This is a genomic window from Nocardiopsis sp. CNS-639, from assembly GCF_000381685.1.
Lineage (GTDB): Bacteria > Actinomycetota > Actinomycetes > Streptosporangiales > Streptosporangiaceae > Nocardiopsis > Nocardiopsis dassonvillei.
The window spans coordinates 567,638-590,317 of record NZ_KB906855.1 but is presented as its reverse complement, the minus strand read 5'-3'; the positions used below and the strand labels follow the sequence as shown (position 1 = coordinate 590,317).

Genomic DNA, 22,680 nt, shown 5'->3' with positions numbered 1-22,680 from the left:
ACCAAGTCGGTACCAGTAGCGAGGACACAGGCAATGGCCGTTCAGCGTTTCACCCCCGAGGGCATGATGCAGCCCACCCCGTACCACCACGTCGCGGTCGGCACCGGTACGCGCCACGTGCACGTCAGCGGACAGGTCGCCCGCCGCGCCGACGCGACCCCGGTGGCCCCGGGCGACCTCGCCGGGCAGGTGGCCCAGGTGCTGCGCAACACCGCGGCGGGCCTGGCCGGGGCGGGAGCGACGTTCGACGACGTCCTGCGGCTGACCTTCTACGTCACGGCGTGGGAGCCCGGCAAGATCGACGCCTTCATGGCGGGGGTCGCCGAGGTGGCCGAGGAGATCGGTCTGCCGACGCCGCTGCCGCCCTCGTCGCTCATCGGCGTGGACTACCTCTTCGAACCCGACGTGCTCGTCGAGGTCGAGGCGACGGCCGTCCTCGACTGACGGCCGCCACCGGGCGCGGCGGGCGGAGGACGTTACGTCCCCGCCCGCCGGGTGGGAAGGGGCGGTCGCCGGTTCGCGGGCGCGGGGGCGCGACCCGCGGGCGCGGCGGTCTCGCACACACCCCGTTCGGGTTGGCAGAGGGGCTCTGACGTGGTTATTTGTCGTGTGACAACAAAAAATTCGCTCTGCGGCTTTTGAAGTCGTTTCTGTGGGAACAGTAGTGGTCGCACCGGCGCCGCCCGCCGGGCCGCGGCACCCGAACCGCGGTCGCCAGCGGGTCAGCGCACCGGTGTCTGCCGAGGCAGACAGACAGGAGCACGCAGGACCAGAGCACCGGGGGTTTCCTCTTGTCCACCACGCTGAACCAGGACACCGTGTCGCAGACCGACACCGACCACACGACCCTCATCCCCGGGAGGCGCACGACCTCCCCGGGAGAGGAGATCCCGGTCGAGGAACTCCTCGCCGAACTCCACGGCCTGGACGGCGACGACCCGCGCGCGGTCAGGCTGCGCGAGGAGGTCGTGGTCCGCTACCAGCCGCTGGTCAACAAGCTCGCCCGCCGCTACAACGGCCGCGGCGAGCCGCTGGAGGACCTCAAGCAGACCGCCATGGTCGGCCTGGTCAAGGCCATCCGCGGCTACCGGCCCGACCGGGGCAAGCCCTTCATCTCCTACCTCATGCCCACGGTCACCGGTGAGATCAAGCGGCACTTCCGCGACCACACCTGGGCCATCCGCGTCCCCAGGCGTCACCAGGAGAACCGGATCAAGCTGCGCCAGGTGCTCAACACCTTCCAGCAGACCCACGCGCGCGTCCCCACCAACGCCGAGATCGCCAAGGAGATGGGGCTGGACGAGGAGGAGGTCGTCGAGCTCGTCCAGGCATCGGAGTCCTACCGCTCCCTCTCGCTGGACGCCCCCGACTCCTCCGACTCCGACGGCCAGGAGGGCTCCCGCCTGGAGGACCACCTGGGCAGGGAGGACGAGGGCCTGGAGCGGGTCGTGCAGCGCGAGTCGCTCAAGCCCGCCCTGGCCCGCCTGCCCGAGCGCGAGCGCGAGATCCTCAAGCTGCGCTTCTTCGGCGACCACACCCAGACCGAGATCGCCGACCGCATGGGTTACTCCCAGATGCACGTCTCCCGGCTGCTGAAGAACACCCTGGAGCAGCTGCGCGAGGAAGTCGGCGAGCGCGGTCCCGCCCGGGGCTGAGGACCCCGCCCGCCGTCCGGAGGGCGCCACGGGGGCCGCCCTCCGGACAGCGGAACGATCCCGGTCCGGCCCTGCGGCGGGTGCGGCGGGCTGCGGAAGCCCGAGAGGCGTTCGACCGGGCCGTGCCGGACCCGACGGGCCCGGCACGGCCCGGTCCGCCTTCTGGCCGGTGCGGCGCCGCGGGGAGGCCGCCCTCAGCGGTCGCGGGTCCGAGGCGCTCAGCCCGTCGGCTGCGCCGCCCCGGCGTCCTGCTCGGCCGCCTCGTCCTCCGCCTCGGTCCGCACGCCGCCGAACACCTCCTCGACGAGCCTCCGCGTCGTCTCCTGGAACGTCCGCGCCAGGGACAGCTCAGCGTCGTCCACATAGGTCAGCGAGGCGGTCAGGATCCTGCCGCCGTCGGCCGTGGCGTACATCAGCGCCGCTGAGCCCGCGATACCGCCGTTGTGGTGGAAGAGGGTGCCGTCGGCCGTCTCCTGGACGAACACCCCCAGGCCGTAGCCGACCTTCTCCTCCGGCGTGCGCATCTCGGCCAACAGCTCGGTCGGCAGGAGCCTGCCGCCCATCAGCGCGGAGAAGTACGTCCGCAGGTCCCGGGTGGTCGAGATCATGTCGCCGCCGCTGGAGATCCAGGAGGGGTTCTGCCGGGTGACGTCCACCGTCTTCTCCCCGCCGTCCTCCTCGTACCGGTAGTAGGCGTGGGCGTGCGGCTCGGGGACCTCCGTCCCGGTGGTCGGCACCACGGTGCCGGTCATCCCCAGCGGCCCCAGGAACAGCCGGTGCATCTCCTCGGCGAGCGAGCGGCCGGTCACCCGTTCGATCAGCAGCCTGGCCAGTACGTAGTTGGTGTTGGCGTAGCTCCAGTCCGTCCCCGGCTCGAACCGGGACGGCTTGGACAGCGCCAGCCTCACCAGCTCCTGCGGCGGGTAGGTCCGGAACCGGTCCTCCACCCACTCCCGGCCCGCCCAGGCGACCCCCGGCGCGAACGTCCCGTCCTCGTAGAGCTCGCCGGTGTGGTTGAAGATCCCGCTGGTGTGCTGGAGCAGCATCCGCACCGTGATCCGCCGGTCCAGCCCGAACTCGGACAGGTGCTCGGCCACCTGATCCTCCAGCCCGACCCTGCCCTCGGCCACCAGCATGAGCACCGTGGTCGCGACGAAGTTCTTGGTGGCGCTGCCGATCCGGAAGTGCCCCTCGACCGGCGGCCGCTCCGGCTCGCCCAGCCTGCGCGCCCCGGCGCTGCCGACCCACTCGCCGTGCTCGTCGTACACGCGCAGCTGCATCCCGACGAAACCGGAGTCGACGATCTCCCGCATGGTCTCGTGCAGTTCCGGGCGGTCCTGCTCGGTGGGGGTGAGGGACATGGTGGTGTGCTCCTTCGAAGCGGTGACGCGGTCGGGGTGCGGGGAGAGGGGGTGCCGCCGGGGGTGGTGTCGCGGAGGTCGGGTTCGGTGGCGCCGTCGTCCCCGAGGGCGTTCGGCGCTTTTCCTTCCTCAGAGGCGGAGCTGGCGCGGCCCGCTGTTTCTGATGATGGAAAAGCTACGTTGCGTTCATGGTCGTGGCAATGGAAATTCCATGCGGGATCCCCGTGTGTGCAGGTGAATGCCGGGAAATTGTTGCAATGGTTTGGAATCTAATGCAACGAACTCCACCCGGTGCGTTGCAATGGCTGGAAATCTAACGCTACGGTCGCCCGTCCCCGGCGATCCCGCGCGAGGCGGTGCGCGACGGGGGACCGTTCCTCCCGCCCCTCCCGCCCCTCCCGGCTCCGCCGTGGCCGCCCCGTGCCGTCGGCGCGGGACGGCCGGGCCGGTGGGCGCGGTCAGAACCCGAGGCGCCGGGAGGGCGTGCGCCAGGAGCCGGTGAAGAACGCCGGCGACGTCTCCGGGTCCTCGAAGTTCCCGATGCGCTGCCCCTGGAGGAGTTGGAGCGCGGGGAACCTGCCCTTCTCGAACAGGAGGATGTTCAGCGAACCGCCGTACTTGAAACACCCGATCTCCTCCCCCTTGTCCACGTCGACGGGGTCCTCGCGAGTCACCTTGGCGAATTTCTGCCTGAACTCGACGGAGGCGATCGAGTTCAGGCCGACGGGGACCATTCCGACGAGACCGTTGCCGTTCCCGCCCGTGGCGATGACGAGATAGCCCCGGCGGAAATGCTCGAACATGCTGTAGTCGTACCCGTATACGATGTTGCCCTTGTTGAGCATCTCGGGGAAATTGCGCATTCCGTAGTAGACTCCGCCGACGTCGTCGCGTGATTCCACCACGCGTCCCGCGACGGGGGAGTGGTACCGGTGGTACGACTTGGGCAGCAGGAAGCAGGACACCGCCGTGCCGCCGACGAACCTGCTGGCGTAGTCGGATCCGTCGAGCAGCTGCCTGACGTTCATGGTGACCGTCTTGACCGGGATCCGCGTCTCCTCGGTCAGTTCGCCGACGATCATGTTGATGACGCAGTCGGCCGGAGCGACCACCACGGACCCGTCACCGGGCGCGTCGACCGGCCGCTTTCCCCGTTTGACCCCGCGGACGAAGAACTCGTTGAAGTTCCTGTAGCCGCCGGCCGGGACGACGTAGTCGTCCATCCGCGGCCCGAGTTCCCGCATCCACTCGTCCGCCAGGTCCAGGGATGCCTCGGAGTCCATGTAGCGCCCCTGCAACTCCGTGAAGAGCGCGGTCATCCGGCATCCGGGGCCGGAGGTGAGGAAGACCATGCCGTGGTCGTTCTCGTAGCTGATCCAGCTGAACTTCTCGATGTAGTCCAGCCCGTTGGAGACACCCGGCCGCCACCTCTCCCACTCGCGGAAGAAGTCGCACAGGTCGTTGATCGTCCTTCCGCGCCAGTCGTGGCGGACCTCCTCCGGTGCGTCTTCGGGGACCGGCCGCACGTGCCTGATCGCGGCGTCGTACATGGTGGCGAAGCCCCCGAAATCCTCCCTGTACCAGCTCTCGATCAGTGCGACGAATTCGTCGATGTCCTGGATCTGGTCCTGCGGCAATGTTCCCCCTCTGTCGCGTCTGCCGGGCTTGCTCGGCTTCGGCGCGATGGTCGGCGATCAACCGTTGGGCGCGTTTCCGCCGGATGTGGAAAACGGTGGAACGGGCGCGGCTCCCCTTCGAAGGGCCGACCCCGCCCGCGATGCGGTGCGTATGCGCGACATCGAGGATTCCCGAGGTTCGCGGGGCCGTAACCCCGGGGTGCCTTTCTGCTTTTTCCACGGCAGGATTGGTGATCGCTCTTCCTTTTTGGGGCGGCGGTGCGAGGGATTTGTCCGTGTGCTTTCGGCTGGGCTCCGTCCGGGTTTCCCGCATGTCCGCGCCGGGAGGTTCCGCGCCGGTCGGCGCGGTACGCGCTGAACGCGCCCTGCTCACCGGGCTGCGCGCCGCGCCCCCACCACGGTGACCACGGACGGGACCGCGCCGTCCGGTCTGACGGGGGGCTAGGGTCGTCCCCCGGAGGTGGTCCGCCGTGGACATGGACTGGGACGGATTCGAAGCCGACCTCACCACGGAACTGGAGGGCTTCGCGCGCTCCTGCCTGGCGCGGGGCGGTCGCGTCTACGCGGTGGCGGTGTACCTGTTCTACGCCGAGACCTGCGGCCGGATCATGCTTCCCGTCTTCGCCGCCGCCACCGAGGAGTGGTTCGAGGAGCACCTGGCCGCCGACCGGCGGCAGCGGGAACACCCGCCGAGCCCGGAGCGGGACCTGCGCTGGGACCCCGCGGACTGGCCCCACCAGCACTTCGACGCGGACTGGTCCGACCCCGGGGCCTTCTTGGCCTGGAGCAGGGCCCTGACCGAGGCCGCCTCCGGCGACGGGGCCTGGGACGGCGGCCCCGAGGAGGGCGAGGAGTGCGACGAGGAGCACTGGGAGCGGGTCCACGACCGCTACACCGACGTCGTCGCGCGGGCCTGCCGCGGGGTGGCCGCGACGCTGCGCCGTGAGCGGACCGCGCCCGACGGCCTCGTCGTGGTCGCCCTGGACGAGGGGGAGGAACTCGTGCCGCGCACGCTCACCGCCCCCGAGATCCGTCGACACTTCCCCCACCCGGACGCCGACCACGGCTGGGGCCGGGGCGGACGCCCCGTTCCGCACTCCTGGGAAGGCAGCACCGACCATGGCCGGTTTCTTCGAACGTCTCCTCGGCCCCGAGCCCATGAGAAGGCCGATCGACCAGGGCACGGTCGACGAGGCGCAGGCCCTCGTGCGGGCGGACCGCAAGATCGAGGCCATCAAGCTCGTGCGCGAGCGCACCGGCGCGGGACTGGCCGAGGCCAAGCACGTCGTCGACGCCGTCGAACAGGGCCACTGGATCCCGGTCGAGCCCACGCCCGGTCAGAGCCTCGCCGACCGGGCCCGGGAGCTGCTCGCCCAGGACCGTGCGGCCGACGCCGTCACGACGGTCTCCCGCGAGACCGGGATGACCGAGGCCGAAGCCTCCCGCTTCGTCGACTGCCTCGACCGCTGAACCCGGCGGCGCAGGTGCGCCGCCCCGCCCGCCGACCCCGCACGGTGCGGTTGCGTCGAGGACGTGCCGGGCCCGGCAGCGCCGCTGGGCAGTCCCGCCCCCGCCGGGCCTGTTCGCCGTGACGGGTCCGGGGCCCGTGGCGCCGGTGCGGCCGCGCCGTGTCCGCCGCCGCACGCCGTCCTCCGGAGGGCCAAGGCCGTCCCGCTCCGGCGGTGCGTGACGGGGGTGAGACGATATGCGGGAGATGTCAGAGAGCCAGCCGTGCCGTCCGTTGCGCGCCGGGGTGTTCACCCTGGTGTGCGCGAGCGTGTCCGCGCACGGCCACGCCCTCGGCTCCGGCCACGACGTCCCCCTCGCGAGTCTCCTGTTGGGCTGCGCGGCCGTCCTCGGTGTGTCCTGGGCCGCCGCCGGACGCCGCTACGGCCCGGTGATGCTCGTCGGCTGGATGCTGTGGGGACAGCTCGCCCTCCACGTGGCCTTCAGCTACACCCAGAACACGGGGCGGGACCAGAGCGCGCACGGCGCCCACTCCGCTGACGCGGTCACCCACTCCGCCCTGTCGGGGTGGCAGATGATCGCCGTCCACGTGCTGGCCGCCCTGGTCAGCGCGTGGTGGCTGCACCGGGGGGAGAACGCGCTCTTCGCGTTCCTGCGCTTCATGGCGCTCACCCTTCTCCCGCTCCTGCTGGTCCTGGGCTGGGGGCCTGTGCCGCCGGTCCGGGCGGGCGGCCCCGGGCGGTGGAACGACGAGCGCCCGCCGTCGGTCCTTCCCTACCTGCGCCACACCCGGGTCCTGCGGGGCCCGCCCTCCCCGCTCGGCGCCGCCTGAGCCTCCAGCGCCTTTCCGGGCCGTCGCACCACCCGTGCCGGGCCCGCTCCCGGCGCGCGGAGCCGTCGTGCGCGCCGTGACCTTCCGCCGCGCCCCCGGCCGCGGTCCTCTCCCGTGCCCGGGCCGCTTCGCGTCGCCCTTCGAGGGCGTCCGCCGACCGGCACGCCCGGGCCCCGGTGACCCGGCCCCGGTGATCCGGCCCCGGTGATCCGCCGTCCCCGGCACGCCCGGGCGGATCCCGCGCCGCCTCGCGCGCTGCGCACGGCCCCACGCGCCCACGGCGCGGGGCTCCCGTGCGCCCTGTGCGGCGCGCGTGCGCCGCGACCCGCAGCCCGTGCCCGGTACGGCCGCCCGGCCCGCGAGGCCGGGGAGCCGTGCGGGGGAGGGACGGTCACTCCTGCGGATCCACCCGAGCAGAGCCACATCAGCCACATCCGGCCCTTCCAGGCCGTCCAACGACTTACGGAGACACACGATGACCCGATCGCCCCTCTCCCGCACGGTGCGCGGCGCGCTGGCCGCGGCGGCCTCACTGGCCCTGGTCACCTCCTGCGCCGCGGACCCGGCCGAGACCCTGGCCGAGACCGAGTACTTCCTGGACCTGTCCGACGAGCCGATGGCCGCCTCCACCGTCCGGCTGGCCACGGTCGAGGGCGAACCCTGGACCTTCGCCGACGTCGCCGACGACCGCCTCACCCTGCTCTTCTTCGGCTACACCAGCTGCCCGGACGTGTGCCCGATGACCATGGCCGAGATCAACCTGGCCCTGGACCAGGCGGGGGAGGAGGCCGGGGACTACGACGTCGTCATGGTCAGCACCGACCCCGGGCGCGACACCGACGAACAGCTGCGCTCGTGGCTGGACCGCTTCGACCCGGCCTTCCAGGGGGTGCGCGGGGACATCGACGCCACGGTGGACGCCGCCGCGGACTACGGCATCCCGGTCGAGGCGCCCCAGGAGAGCGAGGGCGAGTACCTGGTCTCGCACGGAGGCCGGATCGTCGTCCTGCTCCCCGACGGCAGGGCGGCGGGCATGTTCGACGAGGGCACCGAGGCGGACCAGATCGCCGCACTCCTGCCCGAACTCCGGGGTGCGCTGCTGTGACGGGGGACGCGCACGAACCGCCCCGTTTCTCCAGGCGCGGTCTGCTCACCGCGGCGGGGGCGGCGGGGATCGCCGGAATCGGCGCCGGAGGGCTGACGGGGTACGCCTCCGCCGCCGCGGGCGCGGAGGAACGGGACGCCCCCGCCCTGGACCCCGCCCGCTCCAGGACCGGCTCGCGGGAGGGACGCCCTCCCGCGCTGCTGACGCCCACGCCCGCGCACGTGCGGGTGGTGGCCGTGGACGTGAACGCCCAAGACGCGGCGGACGTGCGCGGGGCGGCGCGCGAGCTCCTCGGCACCTGGAGCCGTGAGGCCCGTTCCCTGCACGAACGGGGCCCGGCCGCCCTCGGGGAGGGGGCGCCCTCCCAGGGGCTGCACCCCGCCTCGCTGGGGGTCACCCTCGGGCTGGGTCCCTCCCTGCTGGAGCGCGCGGGGCTGGCCGACCGGCGTCCGCCGCACATGGAGGACCTGCCCGACTTCGACTCCGACCGCCTCGACCCCGCCTGGTGCGGCGGCGATCTCATGCTGCACGTGGGAGCCGAGGACCCCCTGGTCCTCAGCTCCGCGGTCGACCACCTGCTGCGCGCGGCCCGGGGCCGGGCCAGGGTCCGCTGGTCGCTGTCCGCCTTCCAGCGGTCGGCCGCGGCCGCCGCCGACCCCGCCGCCACACCGCGCAACCTCATGGGCCAGATCGACGGGACGGTCAACCCGCGCCCCGACGACGCCCTGTTCGCCACCCAGGTCCTGGCCTCCCACACCGAGCCGTCACTGGCCTGGATGGACGGGGGGTCCTACGTGGTCGTGCGGCGCATCCGCATGCTGCTGGACGACTGGTTCGCCCTGGGGACCCGACGGCGCGAGGACGTCATCGGACGCCGCCTGTCCGACGGCGCGCCCCTGGGCGGGGACCGCGAGCACGACCGGCCCGACCTGTCGGCCAGGGACGGCGCGGGGGAGCCGGTCATCGCCCGTGACGCCCACATCAGGCTCGCCAGCCCCGAGAGCACGCTGGGAGCGCGGATGCTGCGCCGGGGCTTCAGCTACGACCTGGGCTGGGACGCCGACGGCCGCAGGCAGGCGGGCCTGCTCTTCACCGCCTGGCAGGCCGATCCGCGTACCGGGTTCACGGCGGTGCAGCGCAACCTCGACGAGGGCGGGGACGCGCTCGGCGCCTACGTCAGACACGAGGGCAGCGCCCTGTTCGCTGTGCCGCCGGTGCGGGAGGGGGAGCCCCGTGTGGCGCACACCCTGCTGTGAGACCGGGGGGTTCGGGAACCGGAGCGGTTCCCGCGACGACATCACGGTCGGGCCCGGCAGCGCGGGGCCCGACCGGACGTGGGGGAGAAGAGGCGAGTGAGGACCATGCCGCGTACACAGGCTGACAGGCGACGTATCGCACGCCGCGCCGCACCGGCCGCCCTGGGGGTGCTGCTGTGCGTCACCGCGTGCGGGGGCGGACAGGGCGCCTCCGGGGAGACGGCCTCCGCCGCTTCCGCGAGTGAGCGGGGCCGGGCCGAGGCCGGGCACCTGCTGGTGTCGGAGGCATGGATGCCCGAACCGGCCAACCCGGAGGTGGGGGTGGTCTACCTGCGCGTGTCCAACTCGGGGGAGTCGGACGACGCCGTCACGGGGGTGTCCACCGACGCCTCCGACGACGCCGACCTGTGCAGTACCGAGACCACCGACTCCGGGGCCGCGCGCATGCGGGTCGTGGAGGAGATCCCGGTTCCGGCCGGGGGAGCGACCACCCTGGTCGAGGGCGGCTACCACGTCATGGTCAACGACCTGCCCGAGGCCCCGGCCGTCGGGGACGAGGTCACCGTCACCCTCTCCTTCGCCAGCGAGGAGGAGCTGGAGGTCACCGTCCCGGTGGAGCCGATGACCGCGGAGCAGGAGGAAAGCGGCTCCGGACACGAGCACCACCATTGAACCCGCCGCTCCGGCCCGAGGGGCTGGCCGCCGCCCGGCGCGGTGACCAGCCCCTCGGTGCCTCAGCCCCTTGGCCCACGGGTCAGGCGCGCCCGCGGCCCTCCGTCACAGGCTCCGCGCCCCGGACGCGGGCGCGCCCGCGGATCCGGGCGCGGCCGGCCCGCCGGTGCCCGGGGCCCGACCGCCCGGAGCGGAACCCCCCGGAGCCCCCGACCGGGCCCGCCACCCGAGAACGGCGTCCACGGCCAGGAACACCAGCAGCGAGGCGCCCAGCAGCGGGGCCGCCCAGCCGACCAGGGCCAGGACCGCCACCACCGCGACCCTGGACAGCGGGGACAGGGCCGTGAAGGAGCCGCGCGGGTAGGGGCGTCCCACGCCCAGGACTCGGGACCGGGTGGGGCGCCGCTGCCACCACATGCGGTAGCCCAGCACGATGACGGCGATCAGCCCCGCGGCCAGGGCGGACAGCACCAGCTGGTTCGGCACGCCGAACAGCACGCCCATGTGGGCGTCGATCCCCCACCGGCTCAGCTTGGCCATGAGCGGGTAGTCGGCGAAGCGGACCACGTCGGTGACCTCGGCGGTGTCCGGGGCGACGGCGGCCGAGTCCACCCGCGTCGGCCAACCGCGGTCGATCTGGCTCACCACGTAGGGGGAGGCGTGGTCCTCGGGCAGGGCCACCTCGACGGGGCCGTCCAGGCCCGCCTCGCGCGCACTGGCCAGGACGGCGTCCACTCCCGCGTCCACCCCGGGCGAGGCCACCGGCGCCTCCGTGGACACCGCGGGGGTGCTCCAGTCCAGCCGCTCGCGCAGGTCGCTGATGTTGGCCCCCGCGTACTGCGACCACGTCATCCCCGTCACCGACAGGAACAGCAGGCCCACCAGGAGCCACAGACCGGCGGCTCCGTGCAGCGAGACCGACCTGGACCGTCCCCCGGCGGTGCCCGCGCCGGGCAGCAGCAGACGGCGGAGGCCGCCGCGCGGGCGCCGGTTGCGCGCGACCCACAGGGCGACACCGCCCAGGGCGACCACCCACATCCAGCTCGCCGCCAGCTCGCTGTACAGGCGTCCGACGTCGCCCAGGTGCAGGCTGCGGTGCAGGGTGTCGACCCACGTGCGGGCCGGGAGGGCGCCGCTGGTGCCGTAGGTCTCCATCACCCCGAGCACCTCGCCGCCGTAGGGGTCGACGAACACCGTCGTCCTGTGGCTGGCCTCCAGCCCCGGCACGTCGAACAGCACCCGGGTGGAGTCCTCCGCGCCGGTGGCCGGTCGCACCGCGTCGAGTTCGGCTCCCGGCAGCTCCTCCTGGGCGACGCGCACCTGTGCGTGGAGCGGGATCGGTTCGCCGGAGGGCTCCACCCGAAGCTGCCCGGCGTAGACCGCCTGTTCGATCTGGGGCGTCCACACGTACAGCAGTCCCGACACGGCGGCGACCAGGACGAAGGGGGCGACGAGGACCCCCGCGTAGAAGTGCAGGCGCAGCACCAGGGGGCGCAGCGCCGCCCAGGTGCCGCGCCGTCCGGGCTCCGCGCGCGTCCCGCCCTGCGGGGGTGCGCTGTCTTCCTGTCCCATGGGGCCGCTCTCCTCCTGGCTGGCGCGACCGTTGCGGTGGCACCGCGGTGCCCCCCGGTCGGTGCGGGGCGCGCCGATCGTGATGGTCTCCTCCTGTTCGGGTCGTCCCGGAGGACGGGGGAGTTCCCGGTGGGGGGCGATTTCCCCGGAGCCGCGTACGGACCGCCGTGCCCCCGGTGGCCGTGGGACGCACGCGCCGCCGGGGCGCGGCGCGGGACGTACGGCCGCCCCGTACCGTCAGGGGTCGGCTGCCGGGGATCAGGAGGGGGAAGCCGGTCGCTCCGGGTCCGGCGGCGGTGGCCTCACACTCCGTCGCGCGCGGCCTGCGGGGCCGCGGCGCCGCGGGAGCGCGCGTGGTGCGCCGCCGCGAGGCAGGCCGCTACCAGCAGGAGCGCGAAGCTGCCGACGAGGGCGGCCCGCAGACCGAGGAGGGCGAGCAGGCCGCTCACGGCGATGACGCCGAGCGAGCTCGCCGTGCGCAGGAGCGCGAACATCTCCGCGCGGCGGTCGGGCGGCGCGAGCCCGTCCAGGGCGAGCGAGTAGAACGTGCCCAGCATCGGCAGGAAGAGCCCGATGGCGGCCGCGCCGGCGAGCGTCAGGGAGAGGTGGCCGCCGACCAGGACCAGCCCGGATCCCGCGGTGGTCGCCGCGAGGAAGGCGACGACCTGCCAGGGGGCGGGCGTGCGGTTGCGCACGCTCACCCAGACCCCGCCCGCGACCGAACCCGCGCACAGCACGAGGGCGAACAGGAAGGCCCAGCCCGGTTCGAGCCCGAAGGACAGCGCGAAGGAGACCGCTCCGACCTCGACGGCCGCGACCGCCCCCGAGCTCGCGGTCGCGCAGAACAGCCACAGGAACACCGCGCGGGGTACCGGCGTCCGTACGCGGGGCGCCCCGCTCACCTCAGGCCCGCGGGCCCCGGGCACGCGCGGAGTCAGGAGCAGCGGGCCCACGCCCAGCGCGGTGACCGCCGCCATGGCCCAGACGGGCGAGACGGCGCCGAGCACCGAGGCGAGCACGGGGGACAGTGCGAAGCCGACCTCGTTCAGCGTCGCGGCCACGCCCAGCGCGCGGGGGAGCCCGGACGGTTCCACGAGGTGGTTGAGCAGGAGCCGCTGGTAGCCGTACGCGGCGCCGTTGACGGCCCCCGCCGCGGTGACCGCGACCAGGAGCAGCCCGAAGGGGGCCTGCACCGCCGCCAGCACGGTGACGGCGGCGAGCGCGAGCGTTCGGACGGCGATGAGTGCGCGCAGGTAGTGGACGCCGTTGAACCGGCGGCCCAGACGGGACACGGGGACGGCGCCGAGCACCTGCGCGGCCGTCATGGCGAAGACCAGGGCCGCGCCGGACTCGGCCGTGCCGGTGATGGGGAGGGCGAGCAGGGCGAAGGCGATGGGGGCGGCGGCCTGGGGCACGCCGAACATCCCGTACCCGACCTGCCAGCGCACGACGTCGAGCCGGGAGCGCGACGCGCCGGTGTCCCGCTCGGGCGGCCTCGCCTGGGTCCGTGCCATCAGGGCCTCGCATCCTCGCGTTCGCACGCCGTGGGGGTCGGCCCGAGGACGAACAGGGCAGACGATGGGCAGTATAGTGCTCACTGGTGTGACCGTCGACGGAACTGCTGAGCGAGGACGCGTGGCCGAGCGGATACGACCCGAGGTGGCCGTCCTCGTGGGCAGGCGTATCCGCTCCCTGCGGTCGGAGGCGGGACTGAGCGTCACGGGGCTCGCCGAGCTCAGCGGGGTCAGTCGGCGCATGCTCACCCAGATCGAACTCGGCCAGGCCAACCCCAGCCTCGCGACGGTGGACCGGATCGCCGCCGCGCTCGGGACGACGTTCCCGGCGCTCGTCGGACTGCTTCCGGACCCCTCGCCCGACGGGGTCGAGGTCTGGTCGACCCCGAACGGGAGCTGGGCCTACCTCCTCAAGGCGACGGAGACGCCCCAGGTGTCGGTCGAGCTGTGGAAGTGGCACATCGCCGGGGACGACGGCTACCGGGCGGCCCCGGCGGCGGACGCCTCCGACTCCATGGCGCACGTGCTGCGGGGCCGCCTCCGCGTCCGGTCGGCTTCGGGCGACCTGTCGGTGGGCGAGGCCGAGTCGGCGCGGATCGCGAGCGGCTCCGGGCACACGTTCGAGGCCGCCTCGGACGCGGTCGACTTCCTGTGGGTGGTGACGGTCCCCCGCACCGGCGGCTGACGGGTGGCGCCGCCGTCGCGGTGGGGCCGACCGGGAGGACCGGCCCCCACCGCGACGGCGGGGCAGGGACGGTCGACTCACAGGCCCTCGCCGAGGAAGGCGATGACCTCGCGTGAGTAACCGGCGGCGGCCAGGGGGGGCGACCACATCGCGGTCCAGGTCGGGCAGGTAGCCGAACAGCACGTCGGCCGGGCCCGCGATCTCCACCCCGCCCAACGCGGCGGGCAGCAGCAGCGTCCGGGCCCGGCCCAACTCACCGCGCCAGTCGCCGCAGCGCACCCGGACGGGCGCCCCGACGTTGGTGAGGACCTGCGCGGTGGCGAACGTGTGGCGCAGGGGCTCGGCGGTGCCCGCGTGCCAGCGTTCGAGCGCGAAGTGCGGTCCGGCGCAGCAGAACACCCGCTCCACGCCGTCGCCGACCCCGATCCTCAGCCCCGGGTGGAAGTCGGGCCTGTGCTCCGGCCGGACCTGGGCCATCAGCGCCTCCAGGTTCGCGCGCCACCGCTCGTCCGGGACCGGTGAGCCGTCCTCCATCTCCCAGCGCATCGCGTGCTGCTGGACGTCGGAGGTCTGCTCGATCTCGTAGACCAGGGTCCGGGGGCCGAAACTGTGCACGGTGCCGCCCGGGACGTAGACCGTCTCGCCGGGCCGCACCGGCAGGCGGCGCAGCACGGCGTCGAAGTCCTGGTCGAGCAGTGCCCGGTGGAGCCGTTCCCCGGACACCCCGCTCCTGACCCCGCACAGCGCGGTGGCGCCGGGAGGCGCGTCGAGGATGTGCCAGGCCTCGGTCTTGCCGTTGGGCTGTCCCTCCAGCCGCCGGGCGGTGGCGTCGTCGGCGTGCAGGTGCACCGGCAGCGTCCCGGAGGCGTCGATGAACTTGGTCAGCACCGGGAAGACCTCCCCGGACCAGCCCTCGCCCACCAACCCCTCCGGCCACCGCGCGACGAGCTCGCGCAGGGACCGGCCCGCGAGGGGCCCGTCGAGTACCGTGCTGCCGTTCCCGTCGACGTCGCTGACCTCCCAGGTCTCCGCGACCGCCCAGTCGGGCAGCCCCTCCCGGCCCAGGTGGCGGGCGATGGCGTGGCCGCCGAACACCAGCTGTCGAGCCGGGGCGCTCACCCTCAGCGGGTACCAGTCCACGGCCGCCCCCGTCACAGGACCGGTTTGCCGCCGGTGACCGCGACGCGGGCGCCGGAGACGTAACTGGACTCGTCCGACGCCAGCATCACGTACACCGGAGCCAGCTCCGACGGCTGCCCGGCGCGGCCCATCGGTACCTGGGAGCCGAAGCCCTCCACCTGCTCGGGCGGCATGGTCGAGGGGATCAGCGGGGTCCAGATCGGCCCCGGCGCCACGGAGTTGGCCCGGATGCCCTGGGGCGCCAGCATCTGGGCCAGCGTGGCGGCCATGTTGGCGATGCCCGCCTTGGTGGCGTTGTAGGGCAGCAGGGTGGGCGGCGGGGAGTCGGAGTTGACCGACGTGCTCGCGATGATCGAGGAGCCGGGCCGCATGTGCGGCACGGCGGCCTTGGCGAGGTGGAAGAACGCGCTGAGGTTGGTGGCCAGGGTGTGGTCCCACTCCTCGTCGGGGATCTCCTCCAGCGTCTCGTGGGTCATCTGGAAGGCGGCGTTGCTGACCAGGACGTCCACCCGGCCGAACTCCTCCACCGCCTTCGCGACGAGGGCCCGGCACTGGGCCGGGTCCGCCAGGTTCCCGGGGGCCAGGACGGCTCTGCGGCCCGCCTCGCGCACCCAGCGCTTGGTCTCCCGCGCGTCGTCGTGCTCGTCCAGGTAGCCGATGAGCACGTCGGCGCCCTCGCGGGCGAAGGCGATGGCCACCGCCCGCCCGATGCCGCTGTCGGCGCCGGTGATGACGGCCGCCTTCCCTTCGAGCCGCCCCGACCCCCGGTAGGACTCCTCGCCGTGGTCGGGTCTGGGGTCCATGGCGTCGGTGCGACCGGGCGGGGTCTGCTGCTGTGACGGCTGGGGCACGAGGTCCTCCCGTAGACGAAGTCACCACAAGGCTACGTTCCGTGCGCGCCGGTGGCGGGGAGGGGCGCGGCGCTCCCGGTGAGAACCGGGCCCCGCGCGCGGGCGCCTCCCCGCGGCCCGGGTCCCGGACCGCGGCGGCGCCGGAGCGAACGCCCCCGCCCGGATCGTCGCGGGACTCTCCGCGGCACGCTTGGGCGGCGCGTCCACGGACGTGACCACCGGTCAGCGCACGTCCTGGGACCGGCCTCCGGGACCGGACTGTCGCCGCGGGTCCGGATGTCCTAGGGTGTGTGGTCCGTTCCGTGAACGCCGTACGAGGAGGTGGTCGTGATGGGGACGTTGACCTAGCCGCCCGCCCGGAGGGTCCGGGAGAGGGCGGCGGGTTCCGGAAGGAACGAGATGTCCCGTACGGACAAGACCAAACCGCTGTGGGTGCGCCAGCGCGAACACGGAGCGGTGGCGCTGCACGACCACAGCCACGGCCCCTGCGACCTGCCGCCGGAGCCGACGCGTGCGACGCCCGACACGCGGTGCCGGTGGGCGCACCCCGATTCGGTGCCGATGGGCCACGGATGCTGTTCCGGGTGCCACAGGCGCGGATGCACCGCGGAGTGGCAGCAGTACGTCAAAGCCGGCAACCGCAGGCGCCGCCACGGTGACCGCCTTCTGACGCACCTCTGGGTGCGCGAGGCGAACAGCCGCTGAGGGGGCTCTTCCGCGTCCCTCCGCGCGGGTGCTTCCGTCGCGCGGAGGGCGCGGTCCCGTCCCCACTCGGCGGCCGGAGGTCCGCCACACGTCCCGCGGAGAGGAGAACTCTTCGGAGGGGGCTTCTCCGGCGTTCTATTCTAGTACTAGAATGCGGCGTGTGGAGCTGACACCCGCCGAACTCACCGTCCTGGGCCTGGTCATCGAGCGCCCCCGGCACGGCTACGACCTGGAACAGGCCATCGGGCTGCGCGGCGTCCGCCAGTGGACGGACATCGGCTTCTCCTCGATCTACTACCTGCTCGCCAAACTGGAGAAGCGGGGCCTGGTCCACGTCCCGCGGGCCCCCGCCGCCGCGAAGTCGCGCCGGGTGTTCCACGCCACCGACACCGGAAGGCGGGCGGCGCGCGACGGCGCGCTCGACCTCATCCGACAGCCGCGGCCGGTGGCGCACCCGCTACTGGTAGGCGTCGCCAACCTGCCCCTGCTCTCCGAACGCGAGTACGCCGAGGCGCTGCGCGACCGGCTGGCCGGGGTGTGCGAGCGCATCGCCGCGGTCCGGGAGGCCGAGCGGGCGCAGGCGCCCTCCGCGCTCGCGGCGCGCGAGGTGTTCTCGTACTCACTGAGCCTCCTGGAGGCGGAAAGGTCGTGGCTCGCCAGCCGAGTCCAGGTGCCCGATGGCGGACAAGACCGATTTCAAGAGAACCCTTGACGCCTACCGGGCGCGACGGGACCGGTTCCGGATCACCCGGGTGCCGGACCTGCGCTACCTCATGGTCGACGGCCACGGTGACCCCAACACCTCGCCGGCCTTCACCGAGGCGGTCGAAGCGCTCTACCCGGTGGCCTACAAGCTCAAGTTCGCCAGTAAGCGCGACCTCGGGCGCGACTACGTGGTCATGCCCCTGGAGGGCCTGTGGTGGGCCGAGGACATGGACGCCTTCACGGCGGCGCGCGACAAGTCGCGGTGGGCCTGGACGATGATGATCATGGTCCCGGACTGGACCGACCAGGACATGTTCGCCGCCGCCGTGGAGCAGGTCGCCGCGAAGAACAGCCCCGCGCGCCTCGGCGACGTCCGCATGGAGACGCTGTCCGAGGGCCTCTGCGTGCAGACGCTGCACGTCGGATCCTTCGACGACGAGGCCGACGTCCTCCGGCGGATGCACCACGAGTTCGTCCCCGACAACGGGCTGCGCATGGTCGGCAGGCACCACGAGATCTACCTCAGCGACTTCCGCAGGGCCGCGCCGGACAGGCTGCGCACCATCCTGCGGCAGCCGGTCGCCGCCGTCTCCGGGAGCGGGGCCGGGCCCGCCGCCTCGGAGGGGTGAGCGGCGCCGCCCGCCCCCGGTGTCCGGGGCGGCCCGCCACCGCGTTCCGGGGACCCCCTCCTCCCGGTCGGGGCGGGTCCCGTGCGCGTCCCGTTGTCCTCGGCCGCCGATAGTGTCCCGCCATGAGTTACGCGCTGACGACCTATGTGGTCGACCTCGACGTCCTGCACGGCTCCGTCGGGTCGAGGGACGACAAGCTGCGCCGCATGATCGGCGGCCGGTTCAGGCAGCACCTGGCCCACTTCGACTCCCAGTTCGACCACGTCGTCGACGCGGGCGGCCCCACCATCCGCGACGCGATCCGCGCGGTCATCGAGGGAGGGCCCTTCGACGACCGGCACGGCACCATGTACGGCTACGCCTACAAGTGGGTCTGCGAGTTCCACGGCCGCGCCCTGTTCAACAACGACTTCTCCCCGATGAGGTACGGGTGGCTGGAGACGGTCGACGCGGGCCTGAACGCACTGGGCGTGACCGCGGTCGGCGTCGAGGAGTTCAGCTTCGGCGGCGCCCCCTCGCCGATCCCGGCGCCCGAAGAGTTGCCGGGCTACGGCGAGTGGAGCCTCACCGAGTGCCGCAAGGCCCTCGAACAGTGGGAGGCCGCCACCGACGAGGGACGGGCCGCACTCGACCCCGCCGTCCTGAGCGCCGCCGAGACCTGCATGGACTGGTGCCGGACCGCCGCCGCGGCGGGAAGGGGCGTGGCCGGTTTCTTCAGCTGACCGGCGGCCGGGCCCGTCCCCGGCGGGGGTGCCCACGGGGCCGCGTCCCACACCGGGACCGGCCCCGTCGGCGCGGGGACGGTACGAGCCGGTGACCCGGAGCGCCCTGCCGTGCGCCCGCGAACACGACCGCTCCCTCCACCGGCCAGGAGCACCACCGCCGCGGTGCCGCCCGCGGAGCGGGCTGACGGGGCGCACCGGCTCCCGCGCCCCGGGGGAGTCCGCGGACGTCTGACGCTCGGCTTCAGCGGAGCCCGCTCGGGTGCTCCCGCGCCTGGTCGCGTCCGGCCCCGTCGTCCTCCGAGGGGTCCGCGCGCTGGTCGGGGGCCGCGGGCGGGGGTTCGGGCCGGTCGAGGTCGGCCGGCCTGTCCCGCCCGGGCAGGAAGGCTGCGACGGCGAAGGCGGCGAGCGCGGCGAGGGCGCCCAGGCCCAGGAGCAGCGTGAAGGCCTCCCGGGCGGGGAGGACCTCCGCGCCCGCGGTCATGGTCACGTTGGCGATGACCACGCCCGCGACGGCGCTGGCCACGGAGGTGCCGATGGAGCGCATCAAGGTGTTGAGGCTGTTGGCCGCCGCCGTCTCGGTCCGGGGCACGGCCGCCATGACCAGGGCGGGCATGGCCCCGTAGGCCAGGCCCACGCCCGCGCCGATGACGGTGGAGGCGATCACGAGCTGCCAGAGGGCGGACATGAACACCAGGCTCAGGCCGTAGCCGAGCGCGACCAGCAGAGCGCCGACCATCAGGGTCGTCTTGGGCCCCCTCGCCCGGGAGATACGCGCCGAGACCGGGGACATCGCCATCATCACCAGCCCGTTGGGCGCCATCACCAGACCCGCGACCAGGATCGTCTGTCCGAAGCCGTAGCCGGTGACCTCGGGCATCTGGAGCAGCTGCGGGACGACCAGGGACATGGCGAACATGGAGAAGCCGAACACCAGGGACGCGGTGTTGGTGAGCAGAACCTGGCGCCGCGCGCTGACGCGCAGGTCGACCAGCGGGTGCGGCGTACGCAGCTCCCACCAGCTCCACACCAGGAGCACCGCGACCGCGGCCGCGAGCATGGCGGCGGGGACACCGCTGCCCCAGCCCCAGTCCGAGCCCTTGGAGACCGCGAGCAGCAGCAGGAGCAGCGCCACGGACAGGCCCGCCGACCCGGGCAGGTCGAACCTGCCGCCCGCGCGCACCCCGGACGCGGGGACCAGGGTGCGCACCAGCACGGCGGCCCCGGTCGCGAGCCCGGCGGCGACCCAGAACAGCACGTGCCAGTCCGCCTCCTGCACCACGAGCGCGGCGGCGGGCAGCCCGAGCGCGCCGCCCACCCCGAGCGAGGCGCTCATCAGCGCGGTCGCCCCGCCGAGCCGTTCGGGGGGCAGCACGTCGCGCATGATGCTGATGCCCAGGGGGATGACCCCGGCCGCCAGGCCCTGGAGGGCGCGGCCGACGACCATCGGCACCAGGCTGTGGGCCAGGGCGCACAGCACCGAGCCGGCCACGAGGACGGCGAGGCTGAACAGCAGCATGCGGCGCTTGCCGTACATGTCGCCCAGGCGGCCGACCGTCGGGGTGGCGACCGCGGCCGCGAGCAGCGTGGCGGTGATCGCCCACGCGGTGTCCCCGGGCGTGGCGCCCAGCAGGTCGGGCAGGACGGGCACGAGCGGGATGACCAGGGTCTGCATGAGCGAGACGACGATCCCGCCGAAGGCCAGGACGGCGACGATCACGTTCGGCCGTGGGGGAGGAGCGGCGTCACCGGGCGCCGCCGCCCCGCCAGGGGCATGGGTCATGGAGTGGGTCCCCGTTTCCGGACGTACGAAAGCGCCCACTTTTAAGTCAGGCGCATGACTTACGCTAACAGTACGTACCCCGACGGCGCCCGCTGCCGGGCGCGGAGGTGAGGAGGGACACAGTGGGCGGCACGTTCGGCGGAGTCCGCGTTCCGGCGGGGAGCGCCCGTGCCGGACGCGCACGGTGCCGGGGGCGGGACCGGATCCCGGAGCGGCCGGAGCCGGTGGGCGGCCGGAACCCGGGATCGGTACGGTGGTCCCTGTGAATGGCAGGGTGACGAGGTCGGACCGGGTCGCCGCTACGCGGGAGACGATCCTGGCGGCGGCGGAGCGGCTCTTCGCCGAGCACGGACTGGCCGGTGTCTCCAACCGGCAGATCAGCCAGGAGGCGGGGCAGGGGAACAACACCGCGGTCAGCTACCACTTCGGCTCCAGGGAGGGGCTGATCCGCGCGATCGTGCGCAGGCACAACGATCAGATCGAGGAACTGCGTCTGCGCATGGTGCTGAGGTCCGACGGGTCCGACCGGGTGAGGGACTGGATCGCCTGCATGGTGGAACCCCTGGCCCAGCACCTCGCCGACCTGGGCACACCCAGTTGGTACGGGAGGTTCAGCGCCCAGGCCGTCAGCGACCCCGCCTACCGTGCGACCGTGGCCGGTGAGGCCCTCAACTCCCCCTCCCTGGTCCGGGTGGGGGAGGAACTGCTCAGGTGCCTTCCCGACCTGCCGACCGAGGTCCGCAGGGAACGCCAGGACATGGCGCGCCATCTCATGGTGCACATGATCGCCGAGCGCGAGCGCGCCCTGGCCGAGGGAGCCGACACCCCCAGGGAGTCCTGGCACCGGGCCGCCGTCGGACTGACCGACGCCCTCACCGGCCTCTGGCTCGCCCCCGTCACCGGGTCCGGGGCGCGGTCCGGCGAGTAGACGCGTCCGTCCGCCGCGGGGGGCCGGACGGAGCGCGGGCGGCGGGAGCCCCGACGGCCCGTGGACGCCGACCGGCCGGCGGCGGTGCCGTCGGCGACCCGTTCCGGGCTGGCCTCGGCGCGCCGTGAGGCGAGGAATTCCCGCACGTCGGCTCGGTTGTGCATAGTGACCGCGGTAAGCCGGGGCCAGGGAACGAGGGAGTCCCCGCGACACCTCCGTCAGGCGGGTCCGCCGCCCACGCGCGAACGGTGGTGTCGTGGAAAGGACCGACAAGACGAGAACCCAGGGGGCATTCATGCGCGCCGTCGTCATGCACGGGCCCGGAGACGTCCGCGTCGAGGACGTCGAGGACCCCGCGATCATCGAACCGACCGACGCGGTCGTCCGCGTCACCGCGACCTGCGTCTGCGGCTCCGACCTGTGGCCCTACCGGGGGGTCGAGGAGGTGCACGGGCCCGCGCGGATGGGCCACGAGTACATCGGCGTCGTCGAGCAGACCGGTCCCGAGGTCAGGGACATCGAGGTGGGCGACTTCGTCGTCGGCTCCTTCGTGGCCTCCGACAACACCTGCGAGATCTGCCGGGCCGGTTATCAGTCCCGCTGCGTCCACCAGGTCATGATGGGCGGGATCGGCACCCAGGCCGAGTACGCCCGCGTCCCGCTGGCCGACGGCACCCTGGTGAAGGTGCCCGGCCAGCCCACCGAGGCGCAGGCGCGCAGCCTTCTGGCCGCCTCCGACGTGCTGGGCACCGGCTGGTTCGCCGCCGTCGCCGCCGAGGCCGGGCCCGGCAGGACGGTCGCGGTGGTCGGGGACGGCGCCGTGGGCCTGCTGGGCGTCCTGGCGGCCAGGCGCCTGGGCGCGGAGCGGATCATCGCGATGTCGCGCCACGCCGACCGGCAGGCGCTCGCCCGGCGGTTCGGCGCCACCGACGTCGTCGAGGAGCGCGGCGAGGCCGGGGTCGCCAGGGTCAAGGAGCTGACCGGCGGCTACGGGGCGCATTCCACGATCGAGGCGGTCGGCACCCAGGAGTCCATGACCCAGGCCATCCACTCCACGCGCCCCGGCGGGCACGTCGGCTACGTCGGCGTCTCGCACGGGGTCGAACTGGACGGCATGGAGCTGTTCTTCGCCACCGTGAGCCTGCTCGGCGGGCCCGCGCCCGTGCGCCGCTTCCTGCCCGAGTTGGTCGACCTCATCATGACCGACCAGATCGACCCGGGGGCCGTCTTCGACCTGACCCTTCCGCTCGGGGAGGCGGCCGAGGGGTACAAGGCGATGGACGAGCGCCGCGCGACCAAGGTGCTGCTCACCCTCTGACACGTGCGCTCCCCACCGGTGGGACACGCTCCCCGTTCCGGGCGCCGTGCCCCGTCCCGCACGAGGGCCCGCCTCGGGGTGGGGAGCCCCGTCGTGGGCCGGGGCGCGCCGGATCGGACCGGGGCCTCCCGTTGCCCCAACAT

Annotated in this window: 21 protein-coding genes and 1 pseudogene; 16 read left to right on the top strand and 6 right to left on the bottom strand. The window is 73.6% G+C overall.

The features are described 5' to 3' along the window. Positions 1 to 33 precede the first annotated feature (33 nt). Together G011_RS0105250 and G011_RS0105240 are read left to right on the top strand one after the other, a co-directional pair. Positions 34 to 444: a RidA family protein gene (locus G011_RS0105250; protein ID WP_019607578.1), complete on the top strand. Its 411-nt coding sequence runs from the start codon at positions 34 to 36 to the stop codon at positions 442 to 444. Positions 445 to 791: 347 nt separating this feature from the next. Beyond that, the gene (locus G011_RS0105240) at positions 792 to 1,655 is read left to right on the top strand and encodes a SigB/SigF/SigG family RNA polymerase sigma factor (protein ID WP_019607577.1); all 864 of its coding nucleotides are present in this window, start codon (positions 792 to 794) and stop codon (positions 1,653 to 1,655) included. 218 nt (positions 1,656 to 1,873) lie between these two features. On the opposite strand, the gene G011_RS29535 is transcribed toward G011_RS0105240, so the two are convergent. Together G011_RS29535 and G011_RS0105230 are read right to left on the bottom strand one after the other, a co-directional pair. Beyond that, on the bottom strand, positions 1,874 to 3,016 hold the full coding sequence (locus tag G011_RS29535) for a serine hydrolase (protein WP_019607576.1): 1,143 nt from the start codon (positions 3,014 to 3,016) through the stop codon (positions 1,874 to 1,876). 458 nt (positions 3,017 to 3,474) lie between these two features. Beyond that, complete coding sequence (locus G011_RS0105230; RefSeq protein ID WP_019607575.1) at positions 3,475 to 4,653, bottom strand: phosphatidylserine decarboxylase; 1,179 nt, start codon at positions 4,651 to 4,653, stop codon at positions 3,475 to 3,477. A 476-nt stretch (positions 4,654 to 5,129) separates the two neighbouring features. Between G011_RS0105230 and G011_RS32765 the strand changes: the two are divergent. The 6 genes and pseudogenes from G011_RS32765 to G011_RS0105205 all read left to right on the top strand — a co-directional run. Next, positions 5,130 to 5,615 (top strand): annotated as a pseudogene (locus G011_RS32765) (DUF4303 domain-containing protein); the annotation flags it as partial. A 157-nt stretch (positions 5,616 to 5,772) separates the two neighbouring features. Further along, complete coding sequence (locus G011_RS0105225; protein ID WP_019607574.1) at positions 5,773 to 6,123, top strand: ribosomal protein L7/L12; 351 nt, start codon at positions 5,773 to 5,775, stop codon at positions 6,121 to 6,123. 235 nt (positions 6,124 to 6,358) lie between these two features. Next, the gene (locus tag G011_RS0105220) at positions 6,359 to 6,952 is read left to right on the top strand and encodes a hypothetical protein (RefSeq protein ID WP_026338042.1); all 594 of its coding nucleotides are present in this window, start codon (positions 6,359 to 6,361) and stop codon (positions 6,950 to 6,952) included. A gap of 475 nt (positions 6,953 to 7,427) precedes the next feature. Next, positions 7,428 to 8,057, top strand: coding sequence for an SCO family protein (locus tag G011_RS0105215; RefSeq protein ID WP_019607572.1), 630 nt, complete (start codon positions 7,428 to 7,430; stop codon positions 8,055 to 8,057). Continuing rightward, positions 8,054 to 9,313, top strand: a complete 1,260-nt coding sequence (locus G011_RS0105210; protein WP_019607571.1) for a Dyp-type peroxidase — start codon at positions 8,054 to 8,056, stop codon at positions 9,311 to 9,313. The genes G011_RS0105215 and G011_RS0105210 overlap by 4 nt, the downstream gene beginning before the upstream one ends. Before the next feature lie 105 nt (positions 9,314 to 9,418). Beyond that, positions 9,419 to 9,985 (top strand): copper chaperone PCu(A)C, encoded by a 567-nt coding sequence (locus tag G011_RS0105205; RefSeq protein ID WP_026338040.1) that lies wholly within the window; start codon positions 9,419 to 9,421, stop codon positions 9,983 to 9,985. Between the two features lie 105 nt (positions 9,986 to 10,090). Here G011_RS0105205 and G011_RS0105200 read toward each other — a convergent pair whose 3' ends face one another. Beyond that, positions 10,091 to 11,557, bottom strand: a complete 1,467-nt coding sequence (locus G011_RS0105200) for a PepSY domain-containing protein (protein ID WP_019607569.1) — start codon at positions 11,555 to 11,557, stop codon at positions 10,091 to 10,093. A gap of 302 nt (positions 11,558 to 11,859) precedes the next feature. Beyond that, positions 11,860 to 13,071 carry an MFS transporter gene (locus tag G011_RS0105195; RefSeq protein WP_019607568.1) on the bottom strand — a complete coding sequence of 404 codons (1,212 nt, stop codon included), beginning with the start codon at positions 13,069 to 13,071 and terminating at the stop codon, positions 11,860 to 11,862. An 88-nt stretch (positions 13,072 to 13,159) separates the two neighbouring features. Between G011_RS0105195 and G011_RS0105190 the strand changes: the two genes are divergently transcribed. Both G011_RS0105190 and G011_RS32010 read left to right on the top strand, forming a co-directional pair. Beyond that, positions 13,160 to 13,756 (top strand): helix-turn-helix transcriptional regulator, encoded by a 597-nt coding sequence (locus G011_RS0105190; protein WP_231391379.1) that lies wholly within the window; start codon positions 13,160 to 13,162, stop codon positions 13,754 to 13,756. Between the two features lie 316 nt (positions 13,757 to 14,072). Then, a complete protein-coding gene (locus tag G011_RS32010; RefSeq protein WP_019607566.1) occupies positions 14,073 to 14,342 on the top strand; it encodes a hypothetical protein in 270 nt (89 codons plus the stop codon). A 565-nt stretch (positions 14,343 to 14,907) separates the two neighbouring features. Here G011_RS32010 and G011_RS0105180 read toward each other — a convergent pair. Then, positions 14,908 to 15,747: an SDR family oxidoreductase gene (locus G011_RS0105180; RefSeq protein WP_019607565.1), complete on the bottom strand. Its 840-nt coding sequence runs from the start codon at positions 15,745 to 15,747 to the stop codon at positions 14,908 to 14,910. Positions 15,748 to 16,146: 399 nt separating this feature from the next. On the opposite strand from G011_RS0105180, the gene G011_RS0105175 reads away from it, so the two are divergent. From G011_RS0105175 to G011_RS0105160, 4 genes are all read left to right on the top strand, one after another. Further along, positions 16,147 to 16,452, top strand: coding sequence for a hypothetical protein (locus G011_RS0105175; protein WP_019607564.1), 306 nt, complete (start codon positions 16,147 to 16,149; stop codon positions 16,450 to 16,452). Between the two features lie 151 nt (positions 16,453 to 16,603). Next, a complete protein-coding gene (locus G011_RS0105170) occupies positions 16,604 to 17,164 on the top strand; it encodes a PadR family transcriptional regulator (RefSeq protein WP_019607563.1) in 561 nt (186 codons plus the stop codon). Continuing rightward, on the top strand, positions 17,130 to 17,786 hold the full coding sequence (locus tag G011_RS0105165; RefSeq protein ID WP_026338038.1) for a GyrI-like domain-containing protein: 657 nt from the start codon (positions 17,130 to 17,132) through the stop codon (positions 17,784 to 17,786). The genes G011_RS0105170 and G011_RS0105165 overlap by 35 nt, the downstream gene beginning before the upstream one ends. Positions 17,787 to 17,908: 122 nt before the next feature. After that, on the top strand, positions 17,909 to 18,508 hold the full coding sequence (locus tag G011_RS0105160) for a hypothetical protein (RefSeq protein ID WP_026338037.1): 600 nt from the start codon (positions 17,909 to 17,911) through the stop codon (positions 18,506 to 18,508). A gap of 244 nt (positions 18,509 to 18,752) precedes the next feature. Here G011_RS0105160 and G011_RS0105155 read toward each other — a convergent pair whose 3' ends face one another. Continuing rightward, complete coding sequence (locus G011_RS0105155; protein ID WP_026338036.1) at positions 18,753 to 20,291, bottom strand: MFS transporter; 1,539 nt, start codon at positions 20,289 to 20,291, stop codon at positions 18,753 to 18,755. Between the two features lie 274 nt (positions 20,292 to 20,565). Between G011_RS0105155 and G011_RS0105150 the strand changes: the two genes are divergently transcribed. Together G011_RS0105150 and G011_RS0105145 are read left to right on the top strand one after the other, a co-directional pair. Continuing rightward, positions 20,566 to 21,219 carry a TetR family transcriptional regulator gene (locus G011_RS0105150; RefSeq protein ID WP_019607559.1) on the top strand — a complete coding sequence of 218 codons (654 nt, stop codon included), beginning with the start codon at positions 20,566 to 20,568 and terminating at the stop codon, positions 21,217 to 21,219. Between the two features lie 295 nt (positions 21,220 to 21,514). Continuing rightward, a complete protein-coding gene (locus G011_RS0105145) occupies positions 21,515 to 22,537 on the top strand; it encodes a zinc-dependent alcohol dehydrogenase family protein (protein WP_019607558.1) in 1,023 nt (340 codons plus the stop codon). Positions 22,538 to 22,680 lie beyond the last annotated feature (143 nt).

Bases quoted from the DNA above. Each gene is read 5' to 3' on its own strand.
- G011_RS0105195 (WP_019607568.1), bottom strand. From the start codon at position 13,071: ATGGCACGGACCCAGGCGAGGCCGCCCGAGCGGGACACCGGCGCGTCG.
- G011_RS0105225 (WP_019607574.1), top strand. From the start codon at position 5,773: ATGGCCGGTTTCTTCGAACGTCTCCTCGGCCCCGAGCCCATGAGAAGG.
- G011_RS0105160 (WP_026338037.1), top strand. From the start codon at position 17,909: ATGAGTTACGCGCTGACGACCTATGTGGTCGACCTCGACGTCCTGCAC.
- G011_RS29535 (WP_019607576.1), bottom strand. From the start codon at position 3,016: ATGTCCCTCACCCCCACCGAGCAGGACCGCCCGGAACTGCACGAGACC.
- G011_RS0105250 (WP_019607578.1), top strand. From the start codon at position 34: ATGGCCGTTCAGCGTTTCACCCCCGAGGGCATGATGCAGCCCACCCCG.
- G011_RS0105205 (WP_026338040.1), top strand. From the start codon at position 9,419: ATGCCGCGTACACAGGCTGACAGGCGACGTATCGCACGCCGCGCCGCA.
- G011_RS0105200 (WP_019607569.1), bottom strand. From the start codon at position 11,557: ATGGGACAGGAAGACAGCGCACCCCCGCAGGGCGGGACGCGCGCGGAG.
- G011_RS0105175 (WP_019607564.1), top strand. From the start codon at position 16,147: ATGTCCCGTACGGACAAGACCAAACCGCTGTGGGTGCGCCAGCGCGAA.
- G011_RS0105165 (WP_026338038.1), top strand. From the start codon at position 17,130: ATGGCGGACAAGACCGATTTCAAGAGAACCCTTGACGCCTACCGGGCG.
- G011_RS0105145 (WP_019607558.1), top strand. From the start codon at position 21,515: ATGCGCGCCGTCGTCATGCACGGGCCCGGAGACGTCCGCGTCGAGGAC.
- G011_RS0105155 (WP_026338036.1), bottom strand. From the start codon at position 20,291: ATGACCCATGCCCCTGGCGGGGCGGCGGCGCCCGGTGACGCCGCTCCT.
- G011_RS0105170 (WP_019607563.1), top strand. From the start codon at position 16,604: ATGCGGCGTGTGGAGCTGACACCCGCCGAACTCACCGTCCTGGGCCTG.
- G011_RS0105215 (WP_019607572.1), top strand. From the start codon at position 7,428: ATGACCCGATCGCCCCTCTCCCGCACGGTGCGCGGCGCGCTGGCCGCG.
- G011_RS0105220 (WP_026338042.1), top strand. From the start codon at position 6,359: ATGCGGGAGATGTCAGAGAGCCAGCCGTGCCGTCCGTTGCGCGCCGGG.